This is a genomic window from Streptomyces sp. NPDC033131 (assembly GCF_055578365.1).
In genome coordinates, this window is record NZ_JBVIPA010000017.1 from 101,285 (window position 1) to 123,104 (window position 21,820).

General features: G+C 69.0%; 16 protein-coding genes and 1 pseudogene. 5 read left to right on the top strand and 12 right to left on the bottom strand.

Going from position 1 to position 21,820, the window contains the following annotated elements; translation table 11 throughout:
* The first annotated feature begins 86 nt into the window (after positions 1-86).
* A complete protein-coding gene (locus ACZ5XS_RS22565) occupies positions 87-1,532 on the top strand; it encodes a peptidoglycan D,D-transpeptidase FtsI family protein (RefSeq protein WP_468653940.1) in 1,446 nt (481 codons plus the stop codon).
* A gap of 61 nt (positions 1,533-1,593) precedes the next feature.
* Here the strand turns inward: ACZ5XS_RS22565 and ACZ5XS_RS22570 are convergent, their stop codons facing one another.
* On the bottom strand, positions 1,594-3,051 hold the full coding sequence (locus tag ACZ5XS_RS22570; protein ID WP_468653942.1) for an NCS2 family permease: 1,458 nt from the start codon (positions 3,049-3,051) through the stop codon (positions 1,594-1,596).
* A 264-nt stretch (positions 3,052-3,315) separates the two neighbouring features.
* Between ACZ5XS_RS22570 and ACZ5XS_RS22575 the strand changes: the two genes are divergently transcribed.
* From ACZ5XS_RS22575 to ACZ5XS_RS22585, 3 genes are all read left to right on the top strand, one after another.
* Complete coding sequence (locus ACZ5XS_RS22575) at positions 3,316-3,882, top strand: SigE family RNA polymerase sigma factor (protein WP_217235767.1); 567 nt, start codon at positions 3,316-3,318, stop codon at positions 3,880-3,882.
* On the top strand, positions 3,879-4,730 hold the full coding sequence (locus ACZ5XS_RS22580; RefSeq protein WP_468653944.1) for a hypothetical protein: 852 nt from the start codon (positions 3,879-3,881) through the stop codon (positions 4,728-4,730). The genes ACZ5XS_RS22575 and ACZ5XS_RS22580 overlap by 4 nt, the downstream gene beginning before the upstream one ends.
* 84 nt (positions 4,731-4,814) lie before the next feature.
* Positions 4,815-5,645, top strand: a complete 831-nt coding sequence (locus tag ACZ5XS_RS22585; RefSeq protein WP_468653946.1) for a pectate lyase — start codon at positions 4,815-4,817, stop codon at positions 5,643-5,645.
* Positions 5,646-5,790: 145 nt separating this feature from the next.
* On the opposite strand, the gene ACZ5XS_RS22590 is transcribed toward ACZ5XS_RS22585, so the two are convergent.
* A complete protein-coding gene (locus ACZ5XS_RS22590) occupies positions 5,791-6,960 on the bottom strand; it encodes a right-handed parallel beta-helix repeat-containing protein (RefSeq protein WP_468653948.1) in 1,170 nt (389 codons plus the stop codon).
* A 234-nt stretch (positions 6,961-7,194) separates the two neighbouring features.
* On the opposite strand from ACZ5XS_RS22590, the gene ACZ5XS_RS22595 reads away from it, so the two are divergent.
* Positions 7,195-9,423: a glycoside hydrolase family 43 protein gene (locus ACZ5XS_RS22595; protein ID WP_468653950.1), complete on the top strand. Its 2,229-nt coding sequence runs from the start codon at positions 7,195-7,197 to the stop codon at positions 9,421-9,423.
* On the opposite strand, the pseudogene ACZ5XS_RS22600 reads toward ACZ5XS_RS22595, so the two are convergent.
* The 10 genes and pseudogenes from ACZ5XS_RS22600 to ACZ5XS_RS22645 all read right to left on the bottom strand — a co-directional run.
* A pseudogene (locus tag ACZ5XS_RS22600) lies at positions 9,416-10,072 on the bottom strand (HAD family acid phosphatase); the annotation flags it as partial. The gene ACZ5XS_RS22595 and the pseudogene ACZ5XS_RS22600 sit on opposite strands and share 8 nt — an antisense overlap.
* 93 nt (positions 10,073-10,165) lie before the next feature.
* Positions 10,166-11,281 (bottom strand): right-handed parallel beta-helix repeat-containing protein, encoded by a 1,116-nt coding sequence (locus ACZ5XS_RS22605; RefSeq protein WP_468653952.1) that lies wholly within the window; start codon positions 11,279-11,281, stop codon positions 10,166-10,168.
* Positions 11,282-11,323: 42 nt separating this feature from the next.
* Positions 11,324-12,478, bottom strand: coding sequence for a dienelactone hydrolase family protein (locus ACZ5XS_RS22610; RefSeq protein WP_468653954.1), 1,155 nt, complete (start codon positions 12,476-12,478; stop codon positions 11,324-11,326).
* Positions 12,471-13,736 carry a pectate lyase family protein gene (locus ACZ5XS_RS22615; protein WP_468653956.1) on the bottom strand — a complete coding sequence of 422 codons (1,266 nt, stop codon included), beginning with the start codon at positions 13,734-13,736 and terminating at the stop codon, positions 12,471-12,473. The genes ACZ5XS_RS22610 and ACZ5XS_RS22615 overlap by 8 nt, the downstream gene beginning before the upstream one ends.
* Positions 13,729-14,754, bottom strand: a complete 1,026-nt coding sequence (locus ACZ5XS_RS22620) for a pectinesterase family protein (protein WP_468653958.1) — start codon at positions 14,752-14,754, stop codon at positions 13,729-13,731. The genes ACZ5XS_RS22615 and ACZ5XS_RS22620 overlap by 8 nt, the downstream gene beginning before the upstream one ends.
* A complete protein-coding gene (locus ACZ5XS_RS22625) occupies positions 14,754-15,917 on the bottom strand; it encodes a pectinesterase family protein (protein ID WP_468653960.1) in 1,164 nt (387 codons plus the stop codon). Before ACZ5XS_RS22625 ends, ACZ5XS_RS22620 begins: the two co-directional genes overlap by 1 nt.
* Positions 15,918-16,101: 184 nt before the next feature.
* Positions 16,102-17,421, bottom strand: coding sequence for a pectate lyase family protein (locus tag ACZ5XS_RS22630; protein ID WP_468653962.1), 1,320 nt, complete (start codon positions 17,419-17,421; stop codon positions 16,102-16,104).
* Positions 17,422-17,449: 28 nt separating this feature from the next.
* Positions 17,450-18,247, bottom strand: coding sequence for a rhamnogalacturonan acetylesterase (locus tag ACZ5XS_RS22635; RefSeq protein ID WP_468653964.1), 798 nt, complete (start codon positions 18,245-18,247; stop codon positions 17,450-17,452).
* Positions 18,248-18,391: 144 nt separating this feature from the next.
* On the bottom strand, positions 18,392-19,741 hold the full coding sequence (locus ACZ5XS_RS22640) for an ABC transporter substrate-binding protein (protein WP_468653966.1): 1,350 nt from the start codon (positions 19,739-19,741) through the stop codon (positions 18,392-18,394).
* Between the two features lie 49 nt (positions 19,742-19,790).
* Positions 19,791-21,767 (bottom strand): pectinesterase family protein, encoded by a 1,977-nt coding sequence (locus ACZ5XS_RS22645; protein WP_468653968.1) that lies wholly within the window; start codon positions 21,765-21,767, stop codon positions 19,791-19,793.
* Positions 21,768-21,820: the final 53 nt, after the last annotated feature.

Below are 21,820 nucleotides of genomic sequence, written 5' to 3' on the forward strand. Positions count from 1 at the left end.
GCGCGGAGGCCGGCTTCATGAACACCCGATGAGAAATCCGCCGGAAGGGAACGTTCCGTCCGCTTCCGCTCGTCCTTCTGAGCGGGATGAACAAAACGATCAGGCGCGCCTCCGTCTTCACGCTGCTGCTCGTGTTCGCTCTGTTGATCAGGGCGACCTGGGTGCAGTTCTACGACGGCCAGGCGCTCGCGGACGACAAGGACAACCGGCGCAACGCGATCGAGCTGTACAGCGAACCGCTCGGCGACATCGTCGTGGGCGGAAAGTCGGTCACCGGCTCGGCGCCCACCACCGGCAGCGACCTCAAGTACAAGCGGACGTACACGGACGGCGAGCTGTACTCGGCCGTCACGGGCTACAGCTCACAGGTGTACGGAGCGACGCAGTTGGAGGGCATCTACCAGAACCTGCTCGACGGAACGGACACCCGGCTGAAGACCGTGATGGACACGGTCACCGGCAAGCGCGCCGCCCCGGGCAACGTGATCACGACGATCGACCCGGCCGTACAGAAGGCGGCGTACGACGCGCTCGGTGACAACAAGGGCGCCGCCGTGGCGATCGACCCGGCCACGGGCAAGATCCTCGCGGTCGTCTCCACCCCGTCGTACGACCCGTCGACGCTCGCCACGGGGACCGGCGACGCGTGGACGCGGCTGACCAAGGATCCCGAGAAACCGATGACGAACCGGGCGCTGCGCCAGCCGCTGCCGCCGGGTTCGACGTTCAAGCTGGTCGTCGCGGCGGCCGCGCTGGAGGACGGTCTGTACTCCTCGGTGGACGAGAAGACGGACAGCCCGAACCCGTATCCGCTGCCGCTCTCCAACAGGGTGCTGTCCAACGAGAACCCGTCGGCGCCCTGTGCGGACGCCTCGATCCGGGTCGCCCTGCAGTACTCCTGCAACAACGTCTTCGGGAAGATGGCCGTCGACCTGGGCCAGGACAAGGTCCGGGCGCAGGCGGAGAAGTTCGGGTTCGACGACGCCTCGCAGGACGTGCCGGTGCGGGCGTACGAGAGCGTGTACCCGAAGGACATGGACGAGGCGGAGACGGCCCTGACGGGCATCGGCCAGTTCGACGTGACGGCGACGCCGCTGCAGATGGCCATGGTGTCGGCGGCGATAGCCAACGACGGCAAGCTGGTCTCGCCGCACATGGTGGCGCAGATCACCGACAGCGGCGGTGACGTCCTGGAGGACTACGACGACAACACGGACACCAAGGAGATCGTCAGCTCCAGCACCGCCGAGCAGTTGCAGTCGGCGATGCAGACCGTGGTCGACAAGGGCACCGGTACGAACGCGCAGATCTCGGGCGCGACGGTGGGCGGCAAGACCGGTACGGCCCAGCACGGCGAGAACAACAGCAAGACGCCGTACGCCTGGTTCACGTCGTACGGCAAGGCCGACGGCAAGGAGGTCGCCGTGGCGGTGATCGTGGAGCAGTCGAACGCGGCCCGGTCGGAGGTCAGCGGCAACGGGCTGGCCGCGCCGGTCGCCAAGGCCGTGATGGAAGCGGCACTGAGGGACTAGCTAGACAAGCCGGGGCGGCCTCGACGGAGGCTGCCCCGGATCCTGCGTGTTCGCCCCCGCGCTACTTCGCGCCGAGGATCTGCTCGATCGGGTCGATCGCGAAGTACACCAGGAACAGTGCCGAGGTCGCCCACAGCAGCCAGTGGATCTCCTTGGCCTTGCCGAGGACCGCCTTGATCACCACGTAGGAGAGGAAGCCGGCGCCGATGCCGTTGGTGATGGAGTAGGTGAACGGCATGACGGCGATGGTGAGGAACGCCGGGATGGCGATCTCGTACTTGTCCCAGTCGATGTTCTTGACCTGCGTCATCATCAGGAAGCCGACGGCGACCAGCGCCGGGGCGGCCGCCTGGAGCGGGACGATGGTGAGCAGCGGGGTCAGGAACAGGGCCAGGGCGAACATGCCGCCGGTGATCAGGTTGGAGAAGCCGGTGCGCGAGCCCTCGCCGACGCCGGCCGCCGACTCGATGTAGGACGTGGCGGAGGAGGACGAGGCCGCGCCGCCCGCGACCGCCGCGGCACCGTCGATGAGCAGGACCCGGCCGAGGTTGGGGACCTTGCCCTCCTCGTCGAGGAGGCCGGCCTCGGCGCTGATGCCGACGACGGTGCCCATGGTGTCGAAGAAGTCGGACAGGATCAGCGTGAAGATCAGCAGGACGACGGTGATCACGCCGACGCCGGCCGCGTCGAAGGCGCCGAACAGGCTGAAGTGACCGATCAGCCCGAAGTCGGGGGTGTCGACGATCTTGTCGGGCCACGCGGGTGTGGTCAGGCCCCAGGCCTTGATGTCGGCGATCGAGTTGATGATCATCGCGATGACCGTCATGGTCACGATGCTGATCAGGATGGCGCCCTTGACCTTGCGGGCGAGCAGTCCGATCGTCAGCAGCACACCGAGACAGAAGACGAGGATCGGCCACCCGGTGAGGGCGCCGGTGGCGCCGAGCTGCACCGGGACCGTGGTGCCCGCGATGTCCGGGATACGGGTGACGAAGCCGGCGTCGACGAAGCCGATGAAGGCGATGAACAGACCGATGCCGACGCTGATGGCCTGTTTGAGGGCCTGCGGGATGGCGTGCATGACGGCCTCGCGCAGCCCGGTCACCACCAGGACGCAGATCAGCAGGCCTTCGAGGACGACCAGGCCCATCGCGTCGTCCCAGCTCATCAGCGGGGCGATCTGGAAGGCGACGACCGCGTTCAGGCCGAGGCCGGCGGCGAGCGCTAGGGGCAGATTGCCGCCGACGCCCATGATGATCGTCATGACGGCGGCCACCAGGGCGGTGGCGGTGGTGAGTTGGACCGCATCCAGTTGGTCGCCGAACTTGTCCTTCGCGCTGCCGAGGATGATGGGATTCAGGACAAGGATGTAGGCCATCGTGAAGAACGTGGCGAAGCCGCCGCGTATCTCACGGGCGAAGGTGGATCCCCGCTCGGAGATCTTGAAGAACCGGTCGACGCCGTTCGCCCCGGGTGGCGGGGCACTCTGCCGGTCGGCCACCTTCTGTGGTTCGGACATGGTTGCTGCTCCTTGTTGCCTGAATGATCGGTGCGCGGGTGCTGGCTGGATTGTTCCTGCGTTGAACCTGTCTCAGGTTTTCTCCGTGTTACGGAATCGGGGTCGGAGGACCATACAGCGTTCGAAGGCCCGTACGAAGCACGTGTTCGATCACTGCTACGCTTCCGGATCTCGTCCCGGCGGGCGCCGGACGATCACATGTCATTCACATGACACGCACAGGGCCCTGCGGGTGCCCGAGTCGCCGTGAGGAGAGGTCTGCCCGTGGGCACAGTCGTCGACGACGCCGCCTCCGTGGAGTTCCATGCCTTCTTCGAGCGTCACTACGCCGAACTGTCCCGTCTCGCCCATCTGCTGACCGGCGAGGCGGACGCCGCCGACGACCTGGCGGCCGACGCGTTACTGGCGCTGTGGCACCGCTGGGACCGGGTCCGCGCGGCCGACCATCCGGCGGCGTACGCCCGTGGCGTCGTGGCCAACCTGGCGCGCACCCGCATCCGCAGCGCGGTCCGCGAGCGCCGGCGCATCGCGCTGTTCTGGTCGCAGCGTGAGGAGAAGACCGAGAACCCGGATGTCGCCGGCGTGGTGGACGTTCAGGAGGCCCTGCGCAGGCTGCCGTTCCGCAAGCGGGCCTGCGTGGTGCTGCGGCACGCCTTCGACCTCTCGGAGAAGGACACCGCGCTCGCCCTCGGAGTCTCGGTCGGTACGGTGAAGAGCCAGACGTCGAAGGGGATGGCGGAGCTGCAGCGGCTGCTCGGCACGCAGACGGCACCGCTTAGAGTGCATGCGGCGATGGCGCGCACCGGTGACGCCGTGGGAAGGGACCGATGACCATGCAGCGGGACGTGCACGACGAGCTGCGCGCCCGGCTGCACGAGGCGGCCGGAACGCACGAGCCCGACCGCGCCCGCATCCTGGCCCGGATCGAACGCGGCATGAGTGAGCAGGCCCGCGTCGACCACCGGGCGACCCGTCCGCCGGTGTTCGGCTGGGTGCGGGTGGTCGCCGCGACCACCGCGGTCGCGGGCGTTCTCGGTGTCGGCGGCTACGCGGTGGCCTCCGCGGTGAAGGAGGACGCTCCCCCGCAGAGGAACGTCGCGGTCACGGCGACACCGTCTCCCGACGCGACGAGCCGCGCGCCCGCCCCGCCCGCCCCACCCGCGGACTCGACGCCGAGCGCCCCGCAGCAGTCCCCCGAGGCAGGCAGTTCGCCGGCGCGCACCCCGAGCGCCTCCGCCACCGTCGAGGCGCCCGCCGCCTCCGGCGTCGAGGACGGCCCGCTGTGGTCGGACGGCTCGGTGGACCCGCACAGCAACGAGTTCTGGGGGCAGAGCAACGTGACCCTCAAGACGAGCGGGAAACTCACCGCACTCACCGTCCGGCTGAAGGTCAGGCAGACCGGCGGGGTGACCTCGGCGGGTGCCTGGCGGTCCGCTCCCGAGGGCGACTTCACGGCGACGGTCGTCGAGCAGGACGGTTTCCTCGTCTACACCTGGGTGCTCAAGCCCGACCGTTCCCTGTCGGCGGGCGAGTGGGTGTTCGCGGGCCAGTACGACCACGACCGCGGCGGGCGGGACGCGCGGGACGACAGCTACGCGATCACCGCCACCGTGGGCGGCGAACAGCGCGCGGTGGCGGGCGACTTCGCCGCGCGTGAAGACGACGAGGACGACTCGTAGGAAAATCCTGAAGAGGCGGCAACCCTTTCCTCACCCCGTGGCGACCAGGAAACGCAAGGTTCCTCCCCCACGCAAGGAATGGGCATGACTGCACGAGCCGAGAAGCGCGTCCGACACCGCCGCCGGGTCACCACGAGGCGGGCCGTGATCGCCTCGACCGCCGCGTTAGGCATCACCGGCGCCGCGATCGTCACCACGTCACTGCTGTCCTCCGCCGGCGCCGCCTCGGCGTGGCCCACCGCCAAGGGCAGCAAGGCCGTGTCGTCGACCATCAAGGTGTCCGGCACGTACGACGGCGAGCTCACCAAGTTCCACGGCTCCGGCGCCCTGGGCGGCAGCGGCCAGGAGGAGGGTCAGGACCCGGTCTTCCAGCTGGCCGACGGGGCGGTCCTCAAGAATGTGATCATCGGCACCCCGGCCGCGGACGGCGTCCACTGCCTGGGCAGCTGCACCCTGCAGAACGTGTGGTGGCTGGACGTCGGCGAGGACGCCGCCACCTTCAAGGGCAAGTCGGCGTCGTCCGTGTACACCGTCCACGGCGGCGGCGCGAAGAACGGATCGGACAAGGTCCTCCAGTTCAACGGCGCGGGCAAGCTCGTCGTCAGCAAGTTCCAGGTCGAGAACTCCGGCAAGCTGGTGCGGTCCTGCGGCAACTGCTCCACGCAGTACAGGCGCACGATCATCATCAACGACGTCGACGTCACCGCGCCGATGAACTCGATCGTCGGCATCAACGCCAACTACGGCGACACCGCCGCGCTGCGCAAGGTGCGCATCCACGGCGACAGCGGCAAGAAGATCAAGACCTGTGTCCGCTTCCAGGGCAACAACACCGGCAAGGAGCCCACCCAGCTCGGTGTCGGTCCGGACGCAACGTCCTGCCGGTTCTCCGCGTCTGACATCACGTATCAGTGATCCTCTGACTCCGGGTCGTCGTTCAGACGTCCGACGGCCCGGATGCCGGTCGGCCAAGCCCCCCTTGGGCCGACCGGAAGCACTGGTCGAGCCCCCCTCGGCCGGTACGCGGAACGCCCCCGCCGGTGACGACCGGCGGGGGCGTTCATTTCTGCCGGCTCCGGTCCATCGCCGTACCGATGGCCGTCGAACCCGTGGTCAGGAACGTCGTGGCGGGCAGCGAGCCGTCCGCCTCGCGGGTGCCCTGGGCCGAGGTGGCGTCCGTCGACTTCAGCGGCGGTGTGCCGACGCCGCTGTCCCAGTTGTTCGCGGCGGAGACGGTGGACGAACCCAGCTCGGACGGACCGCCCTTGTTGCTCACCGCGAGGTTCCGGGCCAGCCGCGCCTTCCCCGTGGCGAAGGAGAACCCGCTCCCGGCGTTGGCGTAGGCGGTGTTCCGGTTCAGCGCGACCGCGCCCGGGTTGGAGCTCCCGGTGAAGCCGTGCGCCCTGTTGTCCCATGCCGCGCTGTCGTTGACGACGTGCGCGACCGTGACACCCCCGCCGCCCAGCTCGAACCCGTTGCCGTCGCCCCCGAAGGCCGGGTCGGCCCACCGGTTCTCGCCGTTGCCGAAGGCCCACGTGTGCTCGACGGTGACCGGTGAGGAGAACTGCCACAGGTCGAGGCCGTCGTCGGAGTTGCCGTACAGCCGTGCGCCGGTGATCCTGTTCCCTGTTCCGGAGCCGAACGTCACCGCGATGCCGTCGGCGTTCTGCCCGTGCCCGGCCGGGTCGTAGTTGCCGTGACTGTCCAGGTTCTGCACGAGGTTGTCGCTCGTGCCGTCGCCGCGCAGGGTGAAGCCACAGTCGCCGTTCCTCGCGGTGACGAGGTTCCTGAAGACGCCTCCGACGGAGGAGGTGACGACCAGGCCCTGGGCCGGGGAGTTCTGGAAGGTGAGGTTCTGGACGGTCCAGTGGTCGCCGTGGATCCCGGCGAGCCAGGAGCCGTCGGCCAGCCTGGAGCCGTCGATCCGCACCTTCTCGCTGCCGTAAGCCCGCAGCGTGATCCGCGCCGAACCGGTGCCGTCGGCCGTGGACTCGAGGGTGGCCGTCGGGTAGTACGTGCCGGCGCGGACCTGGATGACGGTGCCCGCGGACGCGTCTCTGACGGCCGCCTCCAGCCGGCCGGTGGTGGACACGGTGACCGTCGTCGAGGCGGCCTGGGCGCCGCCCTCGGAGAGGCCGAGGTGCACGCCGCCCGCGCACGCGGCGAGGGCCACCGTCGCGGCGATCGAGAGGGTCCGCGTCCTGCGGTGGCGTCCGGTGCTGGGGCGCACGGGGCGTTCCTTTCCTGGGGAATGGGGGCGAAGCGGACCGGAGGTGCCGCCCCGGCCCGCTTCTGACATCCGGTCGTCGCCCCGGCCGGAAAGGTTGCCGCGGCCCCGCGAAAGCGATCGAAACTTTCGCTTCCGTCGGCCCCCTCCACACCGATTGACCAGCTGTCCCCCTCCCCTGACACTCCGAAGGCGAACCGACTCCACAGAAACCCCCACACTCACACAGGATGTGTCATGCGACCCCCCAGAGGCCGTACCGCCCGCACGTTCCTGGTCCCCTTCCTGGCCCTCCTCCTCTCCCTCCTGTCCCTCGTCGCCAGTCCGCCCAGCACCGCGCAATCAGGAGCACCACCCGTGAAGCAGCCCACGTACGCCGGCTATCTCTTCGCCTACTTCACCGGCGAGGGCACCGCCGACGGCGAGCAGATCCGCTACGCCCTCAGCCGCGGCAACGACGCGCTGCACTGGCGTGAGCTGAACTCGGGCAAGCCGGTCCTCACGTCGACCATCGGCGAGAAGGGGCTGCGGGACCCGTTCGTGATCCGCTCCCCCGAGGGCGACAAGTTCTACATGATCGCCACCGACCTGAGGATGTACCGCAACAGCAGCGGCAGTTGGGACCAGGTCCAGCGGCACGGCAGCAAGTCGATCATGGTGTGGGAGTCCACGGACCTGGTCCACTGGACCGACCAGCGCCTGGTGAAGGTCTCTCCGGACAGCGCGGGCAACACCTGGGCGCCGGAGGCCTACTGGGACGACTCGCTCGGCGAGTTCGTCGTCTTCTGGGCGTCGAAGCTGTACGCCGACGACGATCCCGGCCACACGGGATCGACGTACAACAAGATGCTCTACGCGACCACCAAGGACTTCCGCACCTTCAGCGAGCCGAAGGTCTGGGACGACCCCGGCTACTCGGTCATCGACTCGACGGTCGTGAAGCACAAGGACACCTACTACCGCTACACCAAGGACGAGCGGGACCCGTCCTCCAGCTCGCCCTGCTCCAAGTTCATCACCGGGGAGAAGTCGACGAGCCTGACGGACACCTCGTACGACTTCGTCTCCGACTGCATCGGCAGCGGCTCGATCACCCGCGGCGAGGGGCCGACGGTCTTCAAGTCCAACACCGAGAAGAAGTGGTACCTGTTCATCGACGAGTACGGCGGCCGCGGCTACGTCCCCTTCGAGACCACCGACCTCGACTCGGGCAGGTGGACGATGTCCGCGAACTACCAGCTGCCCGCGAGCCCGCGGCACGGCACGGTGCTGCCGGTGACGCAAGCCGAGTACGACCGGCTCCTTGCCGCGTACCCGACCACGCCGGCGTCGGTCGTGGACGCGACGGTGACCGGCCAGAAGGGGTACGCGGTCGTCACCGAGGCCGCGTCGAAGGTCGTCCTGCCGATGGAGCCCGGCGCGGACGTGTCGCGGCTCGCCCCCAAGCTGCACGTGAGCGAGGGCGCGAGCCTGAGCCCGCGGTCCGGTACCCGCCGGGACTTCCGCAAGCCGCAGACGTACACCGTGACGGCCGCCGACGGGACGAAGCGCGCCTGGACCGTCGAGGCGGTCCGCACCCGCAGCCCGATCCTGCCCGGCCTCAACGCCGACCCCGACGTGCACCATCTGGACGGCGAGTACTGGATCTACCCGACGACGGACGGCTTCCAGGGCTGGGGCGGGACCCGGTTCACGGCGTACTCGTCGAAGGATCTCGTCCACTGGAAGGGCCACGGCGTCATCCTGGACCTCGGGCCCGACGTGACCTGGGCGGACAAGTACGCCTGGGCGCCCGCGATCGCCGAGCGCGACGGCAAGTACTACTTCTACTTCTGCGCCGAGCAGCAGATCGGCGTGGCGGTCGCCGACTCCCCCGCCGGTCCCTTCAAGGACGCGCTCGGCAAACCCCTGGTGGCCAAGGGCGGTGCGCTGAGCGGCCAGATGATCGACCCGGCCGTCTTCACGGACGACGACGGGACGGTGTATCTCTACTGGGGCAACGGGCGCGGGTACGTGGTGCCGCTCAACGACGACATGGTGTCCTTCGACGCGACGAAGGTGCAGGACATCACCCCGGACAACTTCCGCGAGGGATCCTTCGTGATCAAGCGGGACGGCACGTACTACTTCATGTGGTCCGAGGACGACACCCGCAGCGAGAACTACCACGTCGCCTACGCGACCGGACCGTCCCCGCTCGGCCCGTGGACCAAGCGGGGGACGATCCTGTCCAAGCGTGCCGAGTACGGCATCCTCGGCACCGGCCACCACTCCGTGGTGAACACCCCGGGCACCGACGACTGGTACGTCGTCTACCACCGGTTCGCCCTGAACGGCCCCGGAAGGCCGGGCGGCGACGGCATGCACCGCGAGACGACCATCGACCGCATGGAGTTCGCGGCGGACGGGACGATCAAGCCGGTGGTGCCGACACTGGAGTCGGTCAGGCCCGTGCGCTCTAACTGACGAAGTACGACGGGTTCGGCAGCTTGTACGTGCGGTCGGCGTAGCCGCCGTCGAGGTCCGAGTACTGGTCGCCGAGGTTGGCGACGATGTCGTACCCGAGGTCCTTCTCGATGTGCCGCCGGGTGCCGGACTTGTACTGCACGGTGGTGCAGGTCCAGGCGCCCGGCGTGGCGCAACCGCTCAGGTAGGACGGGGGGTCGGCGGTGTCCTTGAGGAACATGTGGCCGGCGTCGAGGTTCACGTCCGCACCGACCTTCTTCAGGTTGTCGACGGCGGCGGAGCGCTGCGCCGCGCTGAACCCCGAGACGTAGAAGACCTCGACGCCCCGGGACTGCGCGTACCTGACCAGCTCGGGGCTGCCGAAGACGGCCGGACGGTCGGCCTTGTTCACGTACGCGGCCCAGGTGGCGCTGTTGTAGCCGTAGTTGTACTTCTTCTCGTAGTCCAGGCTGAGCAGCAGCGTGTCGTCGATGTCGAAGACGACCGCGGGTCTCTCCCCCTTGTGCACCGACGTGCGGGCCGCCTGGGCGATCTGCTTCTTCGCGGCGGCGTCGATGCGGGCGAGGTCCTTCGCGTACGGACTGTCCGCGGACGCCTGGTAGACACCGTTCGCGTCGAGCGTGGTGCCGTAGTAGGTGTCGAGGTCCCTGGTTCTACGCGCTGCACCATCGCGAGCACGAGACCCGTTGCCCGACCTTGACCACTTCAAGGAGCAGAAATCGGGTCAACGGCCTCGGTCGGCTCAGTTCATCGTCGCGCCGATGGTGGTCGAGCCCGTCGTCAGGAACGTCGTGGCGGGCAGGGTGCCGCTCGAACCGCGGGCGTTGTACGTGCTGCTCGCGTCCGTCGACCTGAACGCCGGGGTGGCGATCCCCGAGTCCCAGTTGTTGCCGGAGGAGGCCACCGAGGAGCTCTTGCTCACCGATCCGCCGCCGTTGCTCACGGCGAGGTTCTTGCCGAGCTTGGCCGCGCCGGTGGCGAAGTAGTAGCCCCACTTGGCGTTGGCGTAGGCGGTGGTGCGGTTGATGACGATCGCGCCCTTGTTGCTGTTCTCGGTGAAGCCGTTGCCCGCGTTGTCCCAGGCGGCCGAGTTGTTGATGACGTGCGCGACGACCTCGCCGTCGCCGCCCAGCTTGTAGCCGTTGCCGTCGCCCGCGAAGGCGGAGTCCGACCAGCGGTTCTTGCCGTTGCCCATGGCCCAGGTGTGCTCGACGGTGACGGGCGAGGAGAACGACCAGAAGTCCAGGCCGTCGTCGGAGTTGTTGTGGAGGCGGGCCCCGGTGATGAGGTTGCCGGTGCCGGAGCCGAACTTCACGGCGATGCCGTCGGCGTTCTCGCCGTGGGTGGCGGCGTCGTAGTGGCCGTAACTGTCGATGTTCCTCACGGTGTTGTTGACCGTGCCGTCGCCGGTGAGCGTGAAGCCGGAGTCGCCGCCGTTGATGGTCCTGACGTTGTTCCAGTTGGTGCCGGTGCACGACTGGCAGACGACCGCGCTGTCCGGGGAGTTCTGGAAGGTCAGGTTGGAGACGTTCCAGTAGTCGGCGGTGAGCTTGAGGATCCAGCCGCCGGAGGGGAGCGACGACCCGTCGATCTTCACCGTCTCCGAGCCGTACGCGGTGAGCGTGACCGGCGCCGACGACGTGCCGTTGGCCGTCGACTGGAGGGTGGCGGTCGGGTAGTAGGTGCCGCCGCGGACCTGGATGACGGTGCCGGGTGTGGCGTTCTTGAGGGCGTTGGACAGGTCGGTCGAGTTGCTGACGACCACGGTCGCGGCCTGTGCCTGGGTGGGGAGCAGGGCGAGGCCGGCGCCGAGGGCGAGGGCCGTGCCGAGGGTGGTGAGAGCGGTACGACGAGTCATGGAGTGCGGGTCCTTTGAACGTCGTGCGGATGGGGAGGGGGATTACAGGACGCGGTCCAGCCAGGTGAAGACCTCGTCCTGCATGCGGTCGACGAAGACATGGCCGAGGTCGGGCCAGGTCTTGAGGTGCAACCGCTCCTCGGCGTGGCGCGAACGCCAGACGGCGCGCAGCTTGTCGTGGGCCACCCGGACACCGTCGGCGGGGAAGAGGGTGTCCAGCGCGCCGCTGAAGAAGAGCATCGGCCTGGGTGCGGCGATGCCCGCCACGTCGGGGAAGTCGAGGAACCGGGGAAGCCCGGGGTGGAGCATGTAGTACGACGACTGCCCGCGCAGCGTGTTGTTGCCGGGCACCATCATTTCCTTCAGCCCGGTCATCCAGCACACGCTCGCCGCGGCGGCGATGTCGTCGCTGAGCGCGGCCGTCTGCCAGGCACGGTAGGCGCCCATGGAGAACCCGAGGGCCGCGACCCGGCGTGCGTCCACGCGGTCGAGGCCGGCCAGGAAGGCGGCGGCGCGGGCGTCCTCGCGGGCCATGAGTCCGGCGAGCGAGGAGCCGAGGTTGTAGAAGTTGGAGGCGAGGGCCTGCTGCTGCTCGTAGGTGAGGGGGCCGCGGTCGCCCCAGCCGAGCGCGTCCAGGCACAGGACGACGTAGCCGCGCCGGGCCAGTTCGTCGCCGACGAAGCGTCCGCTGAAGTACTTGTCCGCCCATGCCTGTCCGGAGGCGAGGCGGGTGTCGTCGTACCAGGGCCGGACGAGTTTCTCCTTCCCGATGTCGAACCGGGCTCCGTGGTCGTGCAGGAGCAGGACGGCGGGGAAGGGTCCGGTGCCGTGCGGGGTGAGCAGGGTGCCGCGGACGCGTTCGTACGAGGTGAGGGAGAGGGTCACCAACTCCCTTGTGTATCCCTCTCCTTGGGGGCCGGCGGTGAACTCGGGCGCGTACGGCGTCCTGTCCTGCCGGTCGACGAGGAGGTGTTCCTCGACCTTGGAACGGGCGGTGCGGCGCCAGGACCTGAAGTCGCGGACGGGTGACGTGCCCCAGGCGAGCGGGAAGCGCAGCTCGTCCTTCAGCGCCGGGTGGAAGCCGGGGAGGTTGCCGCCGACGAACTCGGCGGCCTGGGCCTGTCCGGGAGAGCCGCCGAGGAACGCCGCCGCCGCGGCTCCCGCCACGAAGGTCCGGCGGCCGAACAGCTCAGTCATACTGCCTCCCGGTGCCGGCGTGACGCAGGACGTACTGCTCGACCGCGGACGGGGATCTGAGCGGCCGGTGGTCGTAGACGTCGGCGGGGTTCCAGCCGACGTCGTTCGTCAGGCCGAGGCCGTTCGCCACGGCGTTGAGGTGGGCGGGCCGGCCGTTGAACCAGGAGCCGGTGTCCCGGAAGCGCTCGCCTCCGTAGTCGGCGACCGCGAGGGCCGGGTTGCCGCGCGGGTACCGGAAGACGTTGCGCTCGGAGAAGATCGCGGACTCCAGGCCGGCGCCGAGCGCGTACAGCGTGTCGGCGGCCCGGCCCCGGTAGACGTTGTTGACGACGTGCACCTGTCCGAAGCGGACACGGGGAGCGCGCTGCACGATGTCGGTGAAGAGGTTGCGGACGAAGGTGACCTTGAGGTGCCCGCGGTCCCGGTCGCCGCGCCCGTCCCCCGACCCGATGAGGATCGCCTTGTCGTGGTCGGTGAAGCGGCTGTCGGAGACCGTGACGAAGTCCGAGCCGTCCTCGATGTCGAGGAGGCCGTCGTGGCGCTGGACGTGTTCCCCGTGGAAGCCGGCGGGCGCCTCGTGGTCCGGGAAGCGGCCGTCGGTGAAGGTGCAGTGGTCGACCCAGATGTTCTTGCCGGTGATCACGGTCATCGCGTCGAAGCGGGCGTTCCAGTTGCCCTGTGTCCCGTCGTCCGGCGACCAGCTGGTGAAGTGGTCGACGGGGGCTTCGAGATACAGGTTCCGCACGATGATGTTCGTGCCGGTGTTGACGGTCAGGAAGACGCCGAGGAGCCGGGCGTCGCCGTCCACGCCGACCAGGGTGGTGTTGCTCGGCACGGTCAGCTGGATCTGCAGCTTCTCCTTCGTCGACCCGGTCTGCCGTAACTGGCGCTGCTGTCTGCAGTAGTCGTGGCGGGTGTCGGACCAGGTGCCGCCGTCCTCGCCGAAGCAGGACATGTACTTGGCGAGGTCGTAGCCGGGGGCGTAGTCCTGCTCGCCGAGCAGCGAACCGTCCGCCGCCTCATGGCCGTTGATGTCGCCGACGACCCTGATCACCTTGGGTGCGGCGGGGTCTCCCCCGTTGGCCAGGGCCTCCTTGAGTTCGGCGCGGGTGTGCACCGTCCAGGTGGTGCCGCCCGCCCCGCCGGTGGTGCCCGTGCCGGTGGAGGCCCAGCCGGCGGGTGCGCGCTCGGCGGCGGATGCCGTCGTCGGCACGAGCAGGAACGCGCAGGCCAGGAGGGCTGTCAGGGCCCTACGCACAGGGCCGCCAGTCGCCGAGGTACGTCTGCTTGGTGTGCCACTCGGCTTCGGACGCCGTCAGCTGAGGCCGGTTCTCCGGCACGGTGATCGCCGCGCCCAAACCGGTGTTGCGGTACTCCCTGAACCGCATGGTCTGCCAGGGATACGCCTCGCGCATGTTGGTGTAGGGCGCCACCGCGTCGATCCCGGGGCCGATCCGGGTGTCCCGCACGACGAGGGAGGGCCAGGCGGTCGTCTCGTACGACGGCACCCACGGCCGGGCCAGCTTGTACGCGCCGTCCTCCGCGGCGGAGGTGATCCGGGAGCGGAGGGCGAGGATGCCGTGCGGGTTGGCACGGGCGGTGGACGGGGCGAAGACCATGCCCTTGGGCGTGAAGCTCACGTCCCGTCGCAGTGTGCGGAAGTGGCAGTCCTCGAAGACCGCGGTCGCCCGGCCGAAGACGAAGTCGACGTCGCCCTCGATGTAGCAGCGGTGGAAGTACTGCCGGTCGAAGACGTCCAGCGCGGTCGTCTCGACGAAGAGGGTGTCCTGGTGGGCCAGCAGGCGCACGTTCTCGAAGTGGGTGCGGTCGCCGTACGTGTACGCCGCCACCGCCTGCGTTCCGGTGATCTCGGGATGGTCGGCGCGCAGCCAGTCGTTGGCGAGGGTGAGGTCGCGGACGGTGAGCCCGGGGGCCGCCGAGGTGAAGGTGGCGGAGCCCGCGGTGCCGTACGTGCCCGAGCCGTCGGGCTTCTGCGTGCCGTTGGCGTTGTCGTGGACGATGACGACGTCCCGCGGGTCGCGCGTGGCACCCCGCAGGGTCAGCCCGGCCTTGTCGGCGGGGACCTTGACGACCTCGCGGTACGTCCCCGGGTGCACGACGATCGTCCAGCCGGGGCCGGTCACCGCGTCGACGGCCGCCTGGACCAGGTCTCCGGGGCGGACGTGCAGGACGCGGCGGCCCACCGCCCACGCGGGACCGGCACCGGCCGCCACCAGCCCGCCGGCGATGCCCGTGAGCAGCGTGCGCCTGCGCATCAGCACTCCCCCCGCCAGGGCGTCCAGTCACCGAGGTAGGCGGCCCGCGTCGCCGACTCGGCCTGCTCATCCGTGAGTTGGGGACGATTGGCCGGCACCGTGATCTCCGCTCCCGGTCCCGTGTTGCGGTACTCGGCGAACCGCTGGTTCTGCCACGGGAAGGAGGCCGACATGTTGGTGTAGGGCGCGACCGCGTCGATGCCGGGGCCGATCCAGGTGTTCCGCACGGTGAGCGACGGGCGGGCGGTGGTGTCGGAGCTGGGGACCCAGGGGCGGGCCAGCTTGTAGGAGGCGTCCGGGGCCTCGCTGCTGATCCGGCTGCGGAGCACCAGGTAGCCGAGCGGGTTGGCACCGGCCGTGGAGGGCGCGAAGACGAAGCCGTACGGGGCGCTGGTGAGGTCGGTGCGGTTCAGGGTGCGGAAGTGACAGTTCTCGTAGACCGCGGTGCCCCGGCCGAAGACGAAGTCGACGTCACCCTCGACGTAGCAGTGCGCGTAGTACTGGCGGGCGAAGACGGACAGCGCGAAGGAGTCGGCGTACAGGGTGTCCTGGTGGCCGAGGAAACGGCAGTGGTGGAAGGCCGAGCGGTCGCCGAGCACCTTGATGGCGACGGCCTGGGTGCCGGACACCCCGGGGTGGTCGGCGCGCAGCCAGTCGTTGGCGAAGGTGATCCAGCGGGCGGTGAAGCCGTCGGCGCGGATCAGGGTGGTGGCGGAGCCGGTGGTGCCGTAGGTGCCGGAGCCGTCGGGCTTCATCGTGCCGGCCGCGTTGTCGTAGACGATGACGACGTCGCGCGGGTTCTCGCTCGCGCCGATCCAGGTCATCTCGGCGGCGGCCTCGGTGCGCTGTCCGGTGGCCGGGTCGACGACGCCGGCGGACACCGTCTCGCGGTACACGCCGGGCGCGAAGACCAGGGTGTACCCGGCGGTGGTGGCGTCCCGCACGGCTGCCTGGACGGTGGTGAAGTCGCCGCGGCCCTGCCGGTCGACGTAGAGCGTCTTCGGGGTCAGGCGCGCTGCCGGGGACCCGTACCGGCCGAACGGGCGGGGCCGGGCGGCGGCGTCGGCGGGCGCGGCGGCCAGCCCGAGCGCGGCGCCCGCTCCGGCGCTCGCCATCAGAAATCCCCTTCTGGACAGGGGCAGTTGGACGTGGGGCGAGGACATGCGGGTGCTCCTTGGAGGTGCGGCTGGGCGGGGTGGTCCGGTGGGGTGCTTCCTCGCGGGCGAAGGGAGGAGGAACAGGAGCCGGGGCGGGCGCACCCCTGATCGGGGGTGCGGTGCGGTCCCGCCCCGGCCGGTTTCGCGGGCGTCGGCGCGGAGGGCCGGCGGTCACCTGGTCCGGTGTGCGTCAGCGCAGGCGGCCGGCGCCCGCCCGGTGGCCGACGATCGCCGGGACGGCCTTCGGCGCATCGACCTTGGTGCGCAGGGTCGGCGTCCAGCCCGCGCCCGACCGCAGGGTCTCGGCGGGGATCTCCGCGTTGTGCACGGCGATCAGGTCGGTCAGCTTGCCGTTGACGTGATTGTTCTCGGCGGTCAGCGGCGAGTCGTTCCACCTCTTCAGGACCTTGCCGACGACGGCGCCGGGCGGCAGCGAGATCGCGTTGTGGGTGGCGTGGAGCTGTGAGGAGATGCCGACACCGAAGATGTAGTAGTCGGACTTCTGCTCTTCGGACACCACGTAGTGGTTGTTGTAGACGTCGACCTGTCCGAACCGCACCCGCGGGGAGCGCTGGAGGATCCCGTCGAAGAGGTTGTGGTGCATGGTGACCCTGAGCTTGCCGGCGTCGAGGGCGGCGGTGCCGTCGCTGTTGCCGATCAGCATGTTCTTGTCGTGGTCCTGGAAGCGGTTCCAGGACACGGTCACGTGGTTGGAGCCGCGCACGATGTCCGTCAGCCCGTCGTGCTGCTGGAAGACCTTGCCGAAGTAGGACGGCCGCTCGCTGTCGGGGTAGCGCCCGTCGGTGAACGTGTTGTGGTCGATCCACACGTGGTCGGTGCCGAAGACGACCACGGCGTCGTACTCGGAGTTCCAGTTGCCGGTGTTGTCGTCGTCGGTCGGGTCCCACTTCGGGAAGCAGTCGAGCGGGGCCTCGATGGTGAGGTTGCGCAGGATGACGTTCGAGACACCCTTGACCTGGAGGCTGCCGCCGAGGATGCCGGAGTTTCTGCCGACGCCGACGATGGTGGTGTTGCTGGGCACGTTGGCCTTGATGGCCGTGTCCTGGTTGGCGGCGGACGCGACCCGCGCGTCCTCCTGCGGGCCGCTGGCGACCTTGTCGTTGCCCCAGACTGCGGGGTCGTAGTCCTTCAGGTACTGCTGGAGGTCGTAGCCGCCGGTGACGAAGGCCTCGCAGCCCTCCGAGACGGCGTCGATCATGCCCTTCACCTTGATGATCTTGGGTGCGGTGCCGCCGGCCTTCAGGGCGGCCTTGAACTCCGCCCAGGTGCTGACGGTGTAGACGTGCTCGGCCTCCGCGGCCGAACCGCCGGTCGTCCCCGCCCCCTCGGAGCCCCAGCCGTCGTTCGCCCCGAGGACCTGACGGCCGAGGTCACGGGACCCGGACCCGGCCTGGGCGGTGGTGCCGGTGACACCGAGGACGAGCGCGGTGCAGCCGATCAGCACGGCGATCTTCTTGGTGACATGCCCATGCCATACATGTGTGTTCATGGTGCCGCTCTCTCTCGATGAAGGGTGGTTACGCGGTGGCCGTCGGCCAGGTGATCCAGGACTCCGGGACCTCCGCGTCGAGCCGGCGCACGTCCTGGCGCCCCAGCACCCGGTGGTGCAGCAGCTCGGCGGCGACCAGCCGGGCCACGGCGATCGCGCCCGGCGGATTGAAGTGCGTGTTGTCCTGCTCGGTCGCGGTCCAGTTGAAGTACTTCTTCGTCTCCTCGACGCCGAGCTTCTGCCACAGCGCGAGCGTCAGGGCCTGCAGGTCGAGCAGCGCGACGCGCTCCTCCTCGGCGAGCGCACGCATCGCGGCCGGATACTCGCCGTGGGTCGGCAGGGCGTTGCCGTGTCCGTCGAACCTGCGACGTTCGACGGACGTGGCGAGCACGGGCCGGGCCCCTCGGGCCCGGGCGCCCTCGATGTACAGGCGCAGATAGTCCTGGTACGTCGTCCAGGGCTCGGTGTGACGAGTGGGGTCCTCGGTCTTCTCGTCGTTGTGCGCGAACTGGACGAGCAGGAAGTCCCCCGGCCGGATCGCGGAGAGTATGGCGTCGAGCCGTCCCTCGTCGACGAAACTCTTCGAACTCCGCCCGTTCACCGCGTGATTGGCGACGGGCCGGTCCTTGTGCAGGAAGAACGGAAGCGCCATGCCCCACCCGGTCTCGGGGGCGGCGGCCGAGTATTTCTGCGCGGCGGTGGAATCACCGGCGATATAGAGCGTCCGGGTACGGCGACCCGAGGCCTGCGCGGTACCGGTCGCGGCAAGAGCGAGAGGAGCGGCGGCCAGGGCCGCGGTGGTGACCTGTCTGCGGGTGAGCGACACGACGATGTGCCTTTCTCGACGGTCTTGGGAAATGCGGTGCCTTTCAAGTGGGGGGTACGCCCCGCGCCCCCAAAGGGGCGCGGGGAACTGCGCGACCAGCCACAAAAGACCCGCAGCGGACGCAATACCGAACCAGCCGGGCTCCTAGCCCTTCTGCTCGTTCCACTCCGCCTGAGCCGTGTTCAACTGCTCGGCCAGCGTGTCGAGGAAGTCCTTCGCGCTCATCTTCCCGAGCAGCACCTTCTGGAAGTTCGGCTCGTTGTCCGACTTCGAGATGGTGCCCCAGTCGGGCAGGTAGTACGGCAGCTGGACAATGGTCGTGGAACCGTCACTCAGCGCGTCGGCCGCCAGCTTCGTGGGCTCGGCCTTCGAAACCCACGCGTCCTTCGCGGCGTCGTTGTTCGCCGGAACCTGACCGGCCGACTCGTTGAACTTCGAGTTCTCCGCGTGCGAGGTGGCGAACTCGATGAACTTCCAGGCGGCTTCCTTGTTCTTGGACGTCTTGAACAGCCCGAGCCCGTCCACGGGGTTGGACACCTGGACCCGCTTGCCGGAAGCGCCGATCGGCTGTGGAATACCCCGGAACTTGTCGGTCCCGAACGCCTTCACATGGTCCTGGTAGGAACCCAGGTTGTGGTTCAGCATGCCGATCGTGCCGGAGTCCCACTGCGCGACCATCTTGGTGAAGTCGTTGTTCAGGTCGGCGGCCGGCGTGACCTTCTTGAAGAGGGCCGCGTACTTCTTCAGCGCCTCGACGTTCTTCGGGTCGTTGACCGTGGTCTTCTCACCGGAGGCGTCCCAGAAGGACGTGATCCCGGACTGCCCGTACATCGCGTCCAGCGCCTGGGCGATGGAGCCGGCACCACCGCGGATGGTGTAGCCGAACTTGTTCTTGCCGCTGTCGGTGAGCTTGTCCGCGGCCTCGTAGAACGTGTCCCAGGTGGTCGGCGCGTCCAGGCCCGCCTGCTCGAACAGGTCGGTGCGGTAGTAGAGCACACCGTTGTTGGCGGAGGTCGGGATCGAGTACAGGGTGCCGTCGCCGCCGCCGGCCGCCTTCAGCGACTTGACCATGTCCTCGTTGAGCTTGCCGTCGAGGGAGGACTTGGCGAGACGGTCGTCCAGCGGGTCCAGCGCGTTCTGCGCGGAGATCGCCGCGATCATCGCCGCGCCGACACCGCCGACGTCCGGCAGGCCGCCGCCCTGGATGGCGGTGTCGACCTTGGACTGGTACTCGGTGGAGGCGATCCCGACGTACTCGACGTCGATGTCCGGGTTCGCCTTCTCGAAGTCGGCGATGATCTCCTTCCAGATGTCGGTGCGGACACCACCGTTGTTGTCCCAGAAGAGGACCTTGCCCTTGCCGCTGCCCTCGGCGCCCTTGTCACCGCCGGAGCCGCTGCCGTCGTCACCGCACGCGGTGGCGGTGAGCGCGAGCACGGAACCCAGGGCGACGGCTATGGCAGCGCGCCTGCTTCTACGGATGCTGATCTTCATTGGTCGGCTCTCTTCTTCTGGATCCAGCGGAGACATGAAGTTGTGGGGGTCAGTGGCGGGCGTACGGAGCCCAGTTGTCCGTGCCCTTGAGGTGGTTCGCGACGGTGTGCGCCTTCGCGTCGGCGTCGCCCAGCTGCGGCCGGTCCGCGGTGATGCCCGCCCCCGGCCCGGAGTTGCGGTACTCGGCGAACCGCGCGTCCTTCCACGAGAAACCGCTCATGTCGGTCCACGGGGAGGACTTGACCGCGGCGGGCAGCTCGGTGTCGCGGATCAGCACCTGGGCGACCGCGGCCGGTTCACCGCCCGGGTGCCAGGGCCGGCCGAGGTGGAAGGACCCGTCCGGCGCGTCGCTCACGACCTTCGACCTGGTGATCAGGAATCCGTACGGGTTCCCCGTCCAGGTCGAAGCCGCCGTGATGTAGCCGTTGTTGGTGGCGGAGCCCCGGCTGAGCGCCTTGATGACGGACCGCTCGATGACGGTGGTCGCGCGTCCGTAGACGAAGTCGACATCGCCCTCGATGTACGAGTCGCGGATGTAGACCCGGCTGATCACGTCCAGCTTGGGGCTGTCGGTCATCAGCGTGTCCTGGTTGCCCAGGAAGGCGGTGTTCTCGAAGACGATCCGGTCACCGGTCGTCTTCATCGCGAGGGCCTGCTCGGCGCTGAGCTCGTGCGCGGCCTCGTCGAAGTCGTTGCTGAAGGTGAGGTTGCGGGCCGTGACGTCGTGCGCGGCGATCCGCACGGTCGCGCTCCCGGTGGAGCCGCCGTACGCGGCGGGCGTGTCGTAGACGATGACGGTGTCGGACCGGCGTTGTCCAGTCCCCTGGAGCACGATGTTCGGCTTCGTCGCGGGGATGAGGACCTTCGCCCGGTACGTGCCCGGCGCGAGAGCGATCGTCACGGGCACGGCGTTGCCGTCGGGCACGGCGTCCACGGCGGCCTGCACGGTCGGATAGTCGGCGGGGACGTGCAGCGTGGTACCGATGCGCTTCTGCGGCCCGGAGAACCGCTGAACCAGAGCCGGCACGGCGGCGGCCGGATCCAGCCGGTAGTCGTAGAACTCCCGGGGATCGAAGGCCGCGCCCCACTCGTCGGTCCGCCCGCTCGTGTTCCGCAGGATCGATCCGCGTTCCACCAGCTCGGCGGTGGCGTCGGCCTGGTAGGGGTGCTGGACGTCCCGGTAGTAGCTGTTCTCGATGACCATCTTGGTCCGGCCGCGCGACCAGTTGCCGTACGTCCACACGGGGTCGCCCGGATCCGCCTGCGCCGTCAGGTGGTTGTTGTACAGGTGCGCGTAGGCGGCGTTGTCCACGGACGGGTTGCGCTGCTTGGTGTGGGCGAACAGGTTGTGGTCGATGGTGATCTGCGTCTTGACGTTGGTCGTCCAGCCGAGTCCGAACGTCTTGTTGTTGTTCTCGAACCGGTTGTACGAGACGGTCACGTACTCGCTGTCCTTGCGGACGTCGAGCTGCCCGTCGCAGATGTTCGAGAAGCGGTTGTGGTCGACCCACACGTGGTGGACGGTGTCCATCTGGATGCCGTCGAAGTCGGTGTCCTTGCAGTCCCAGTTGCCTTCGACCGCCGAGTCGCGGATCGTCAGATTACGGATGATCACGTTGTGCGTGCCCGGGTTGAGGTGCAGCTCGCCCTGGACGATCTCGCCGGTGTCACCGACGCCGATGATCGTCTTGTTCGAGGCCACGACGATCTCCGCACCGAACGGCTCGACGGCTATCGCCCCCGACACCCGGATGACGTACGGCTCTTCGGCCGCCGCGTACGTCGCCAGCGCGGCCTGGTCGGTGACGGTCACGACCCCGCCGCCCGCGCCGCCGGTGGTACCGCCGGCGAGGGAGGCGAATCCGTGGGCCCGGTCGCTCCAGCGGTCGGTCGCGGCCGGTAAAGGGTCCGCGGCCTTCGCCTCACCGACCGTGCCGAGGCACAGGGCGGCCACCAGGCCGAGCGCGGCGGCCACGACTCTGCCGTGCCCCGACCTCGGCAAGCGCTTGCTCTGGGGGTGCGTCATTGCGGCTCCCAAAAGGCGTTCTACGTGCGATCAACAGACGTACACGAGCGGTG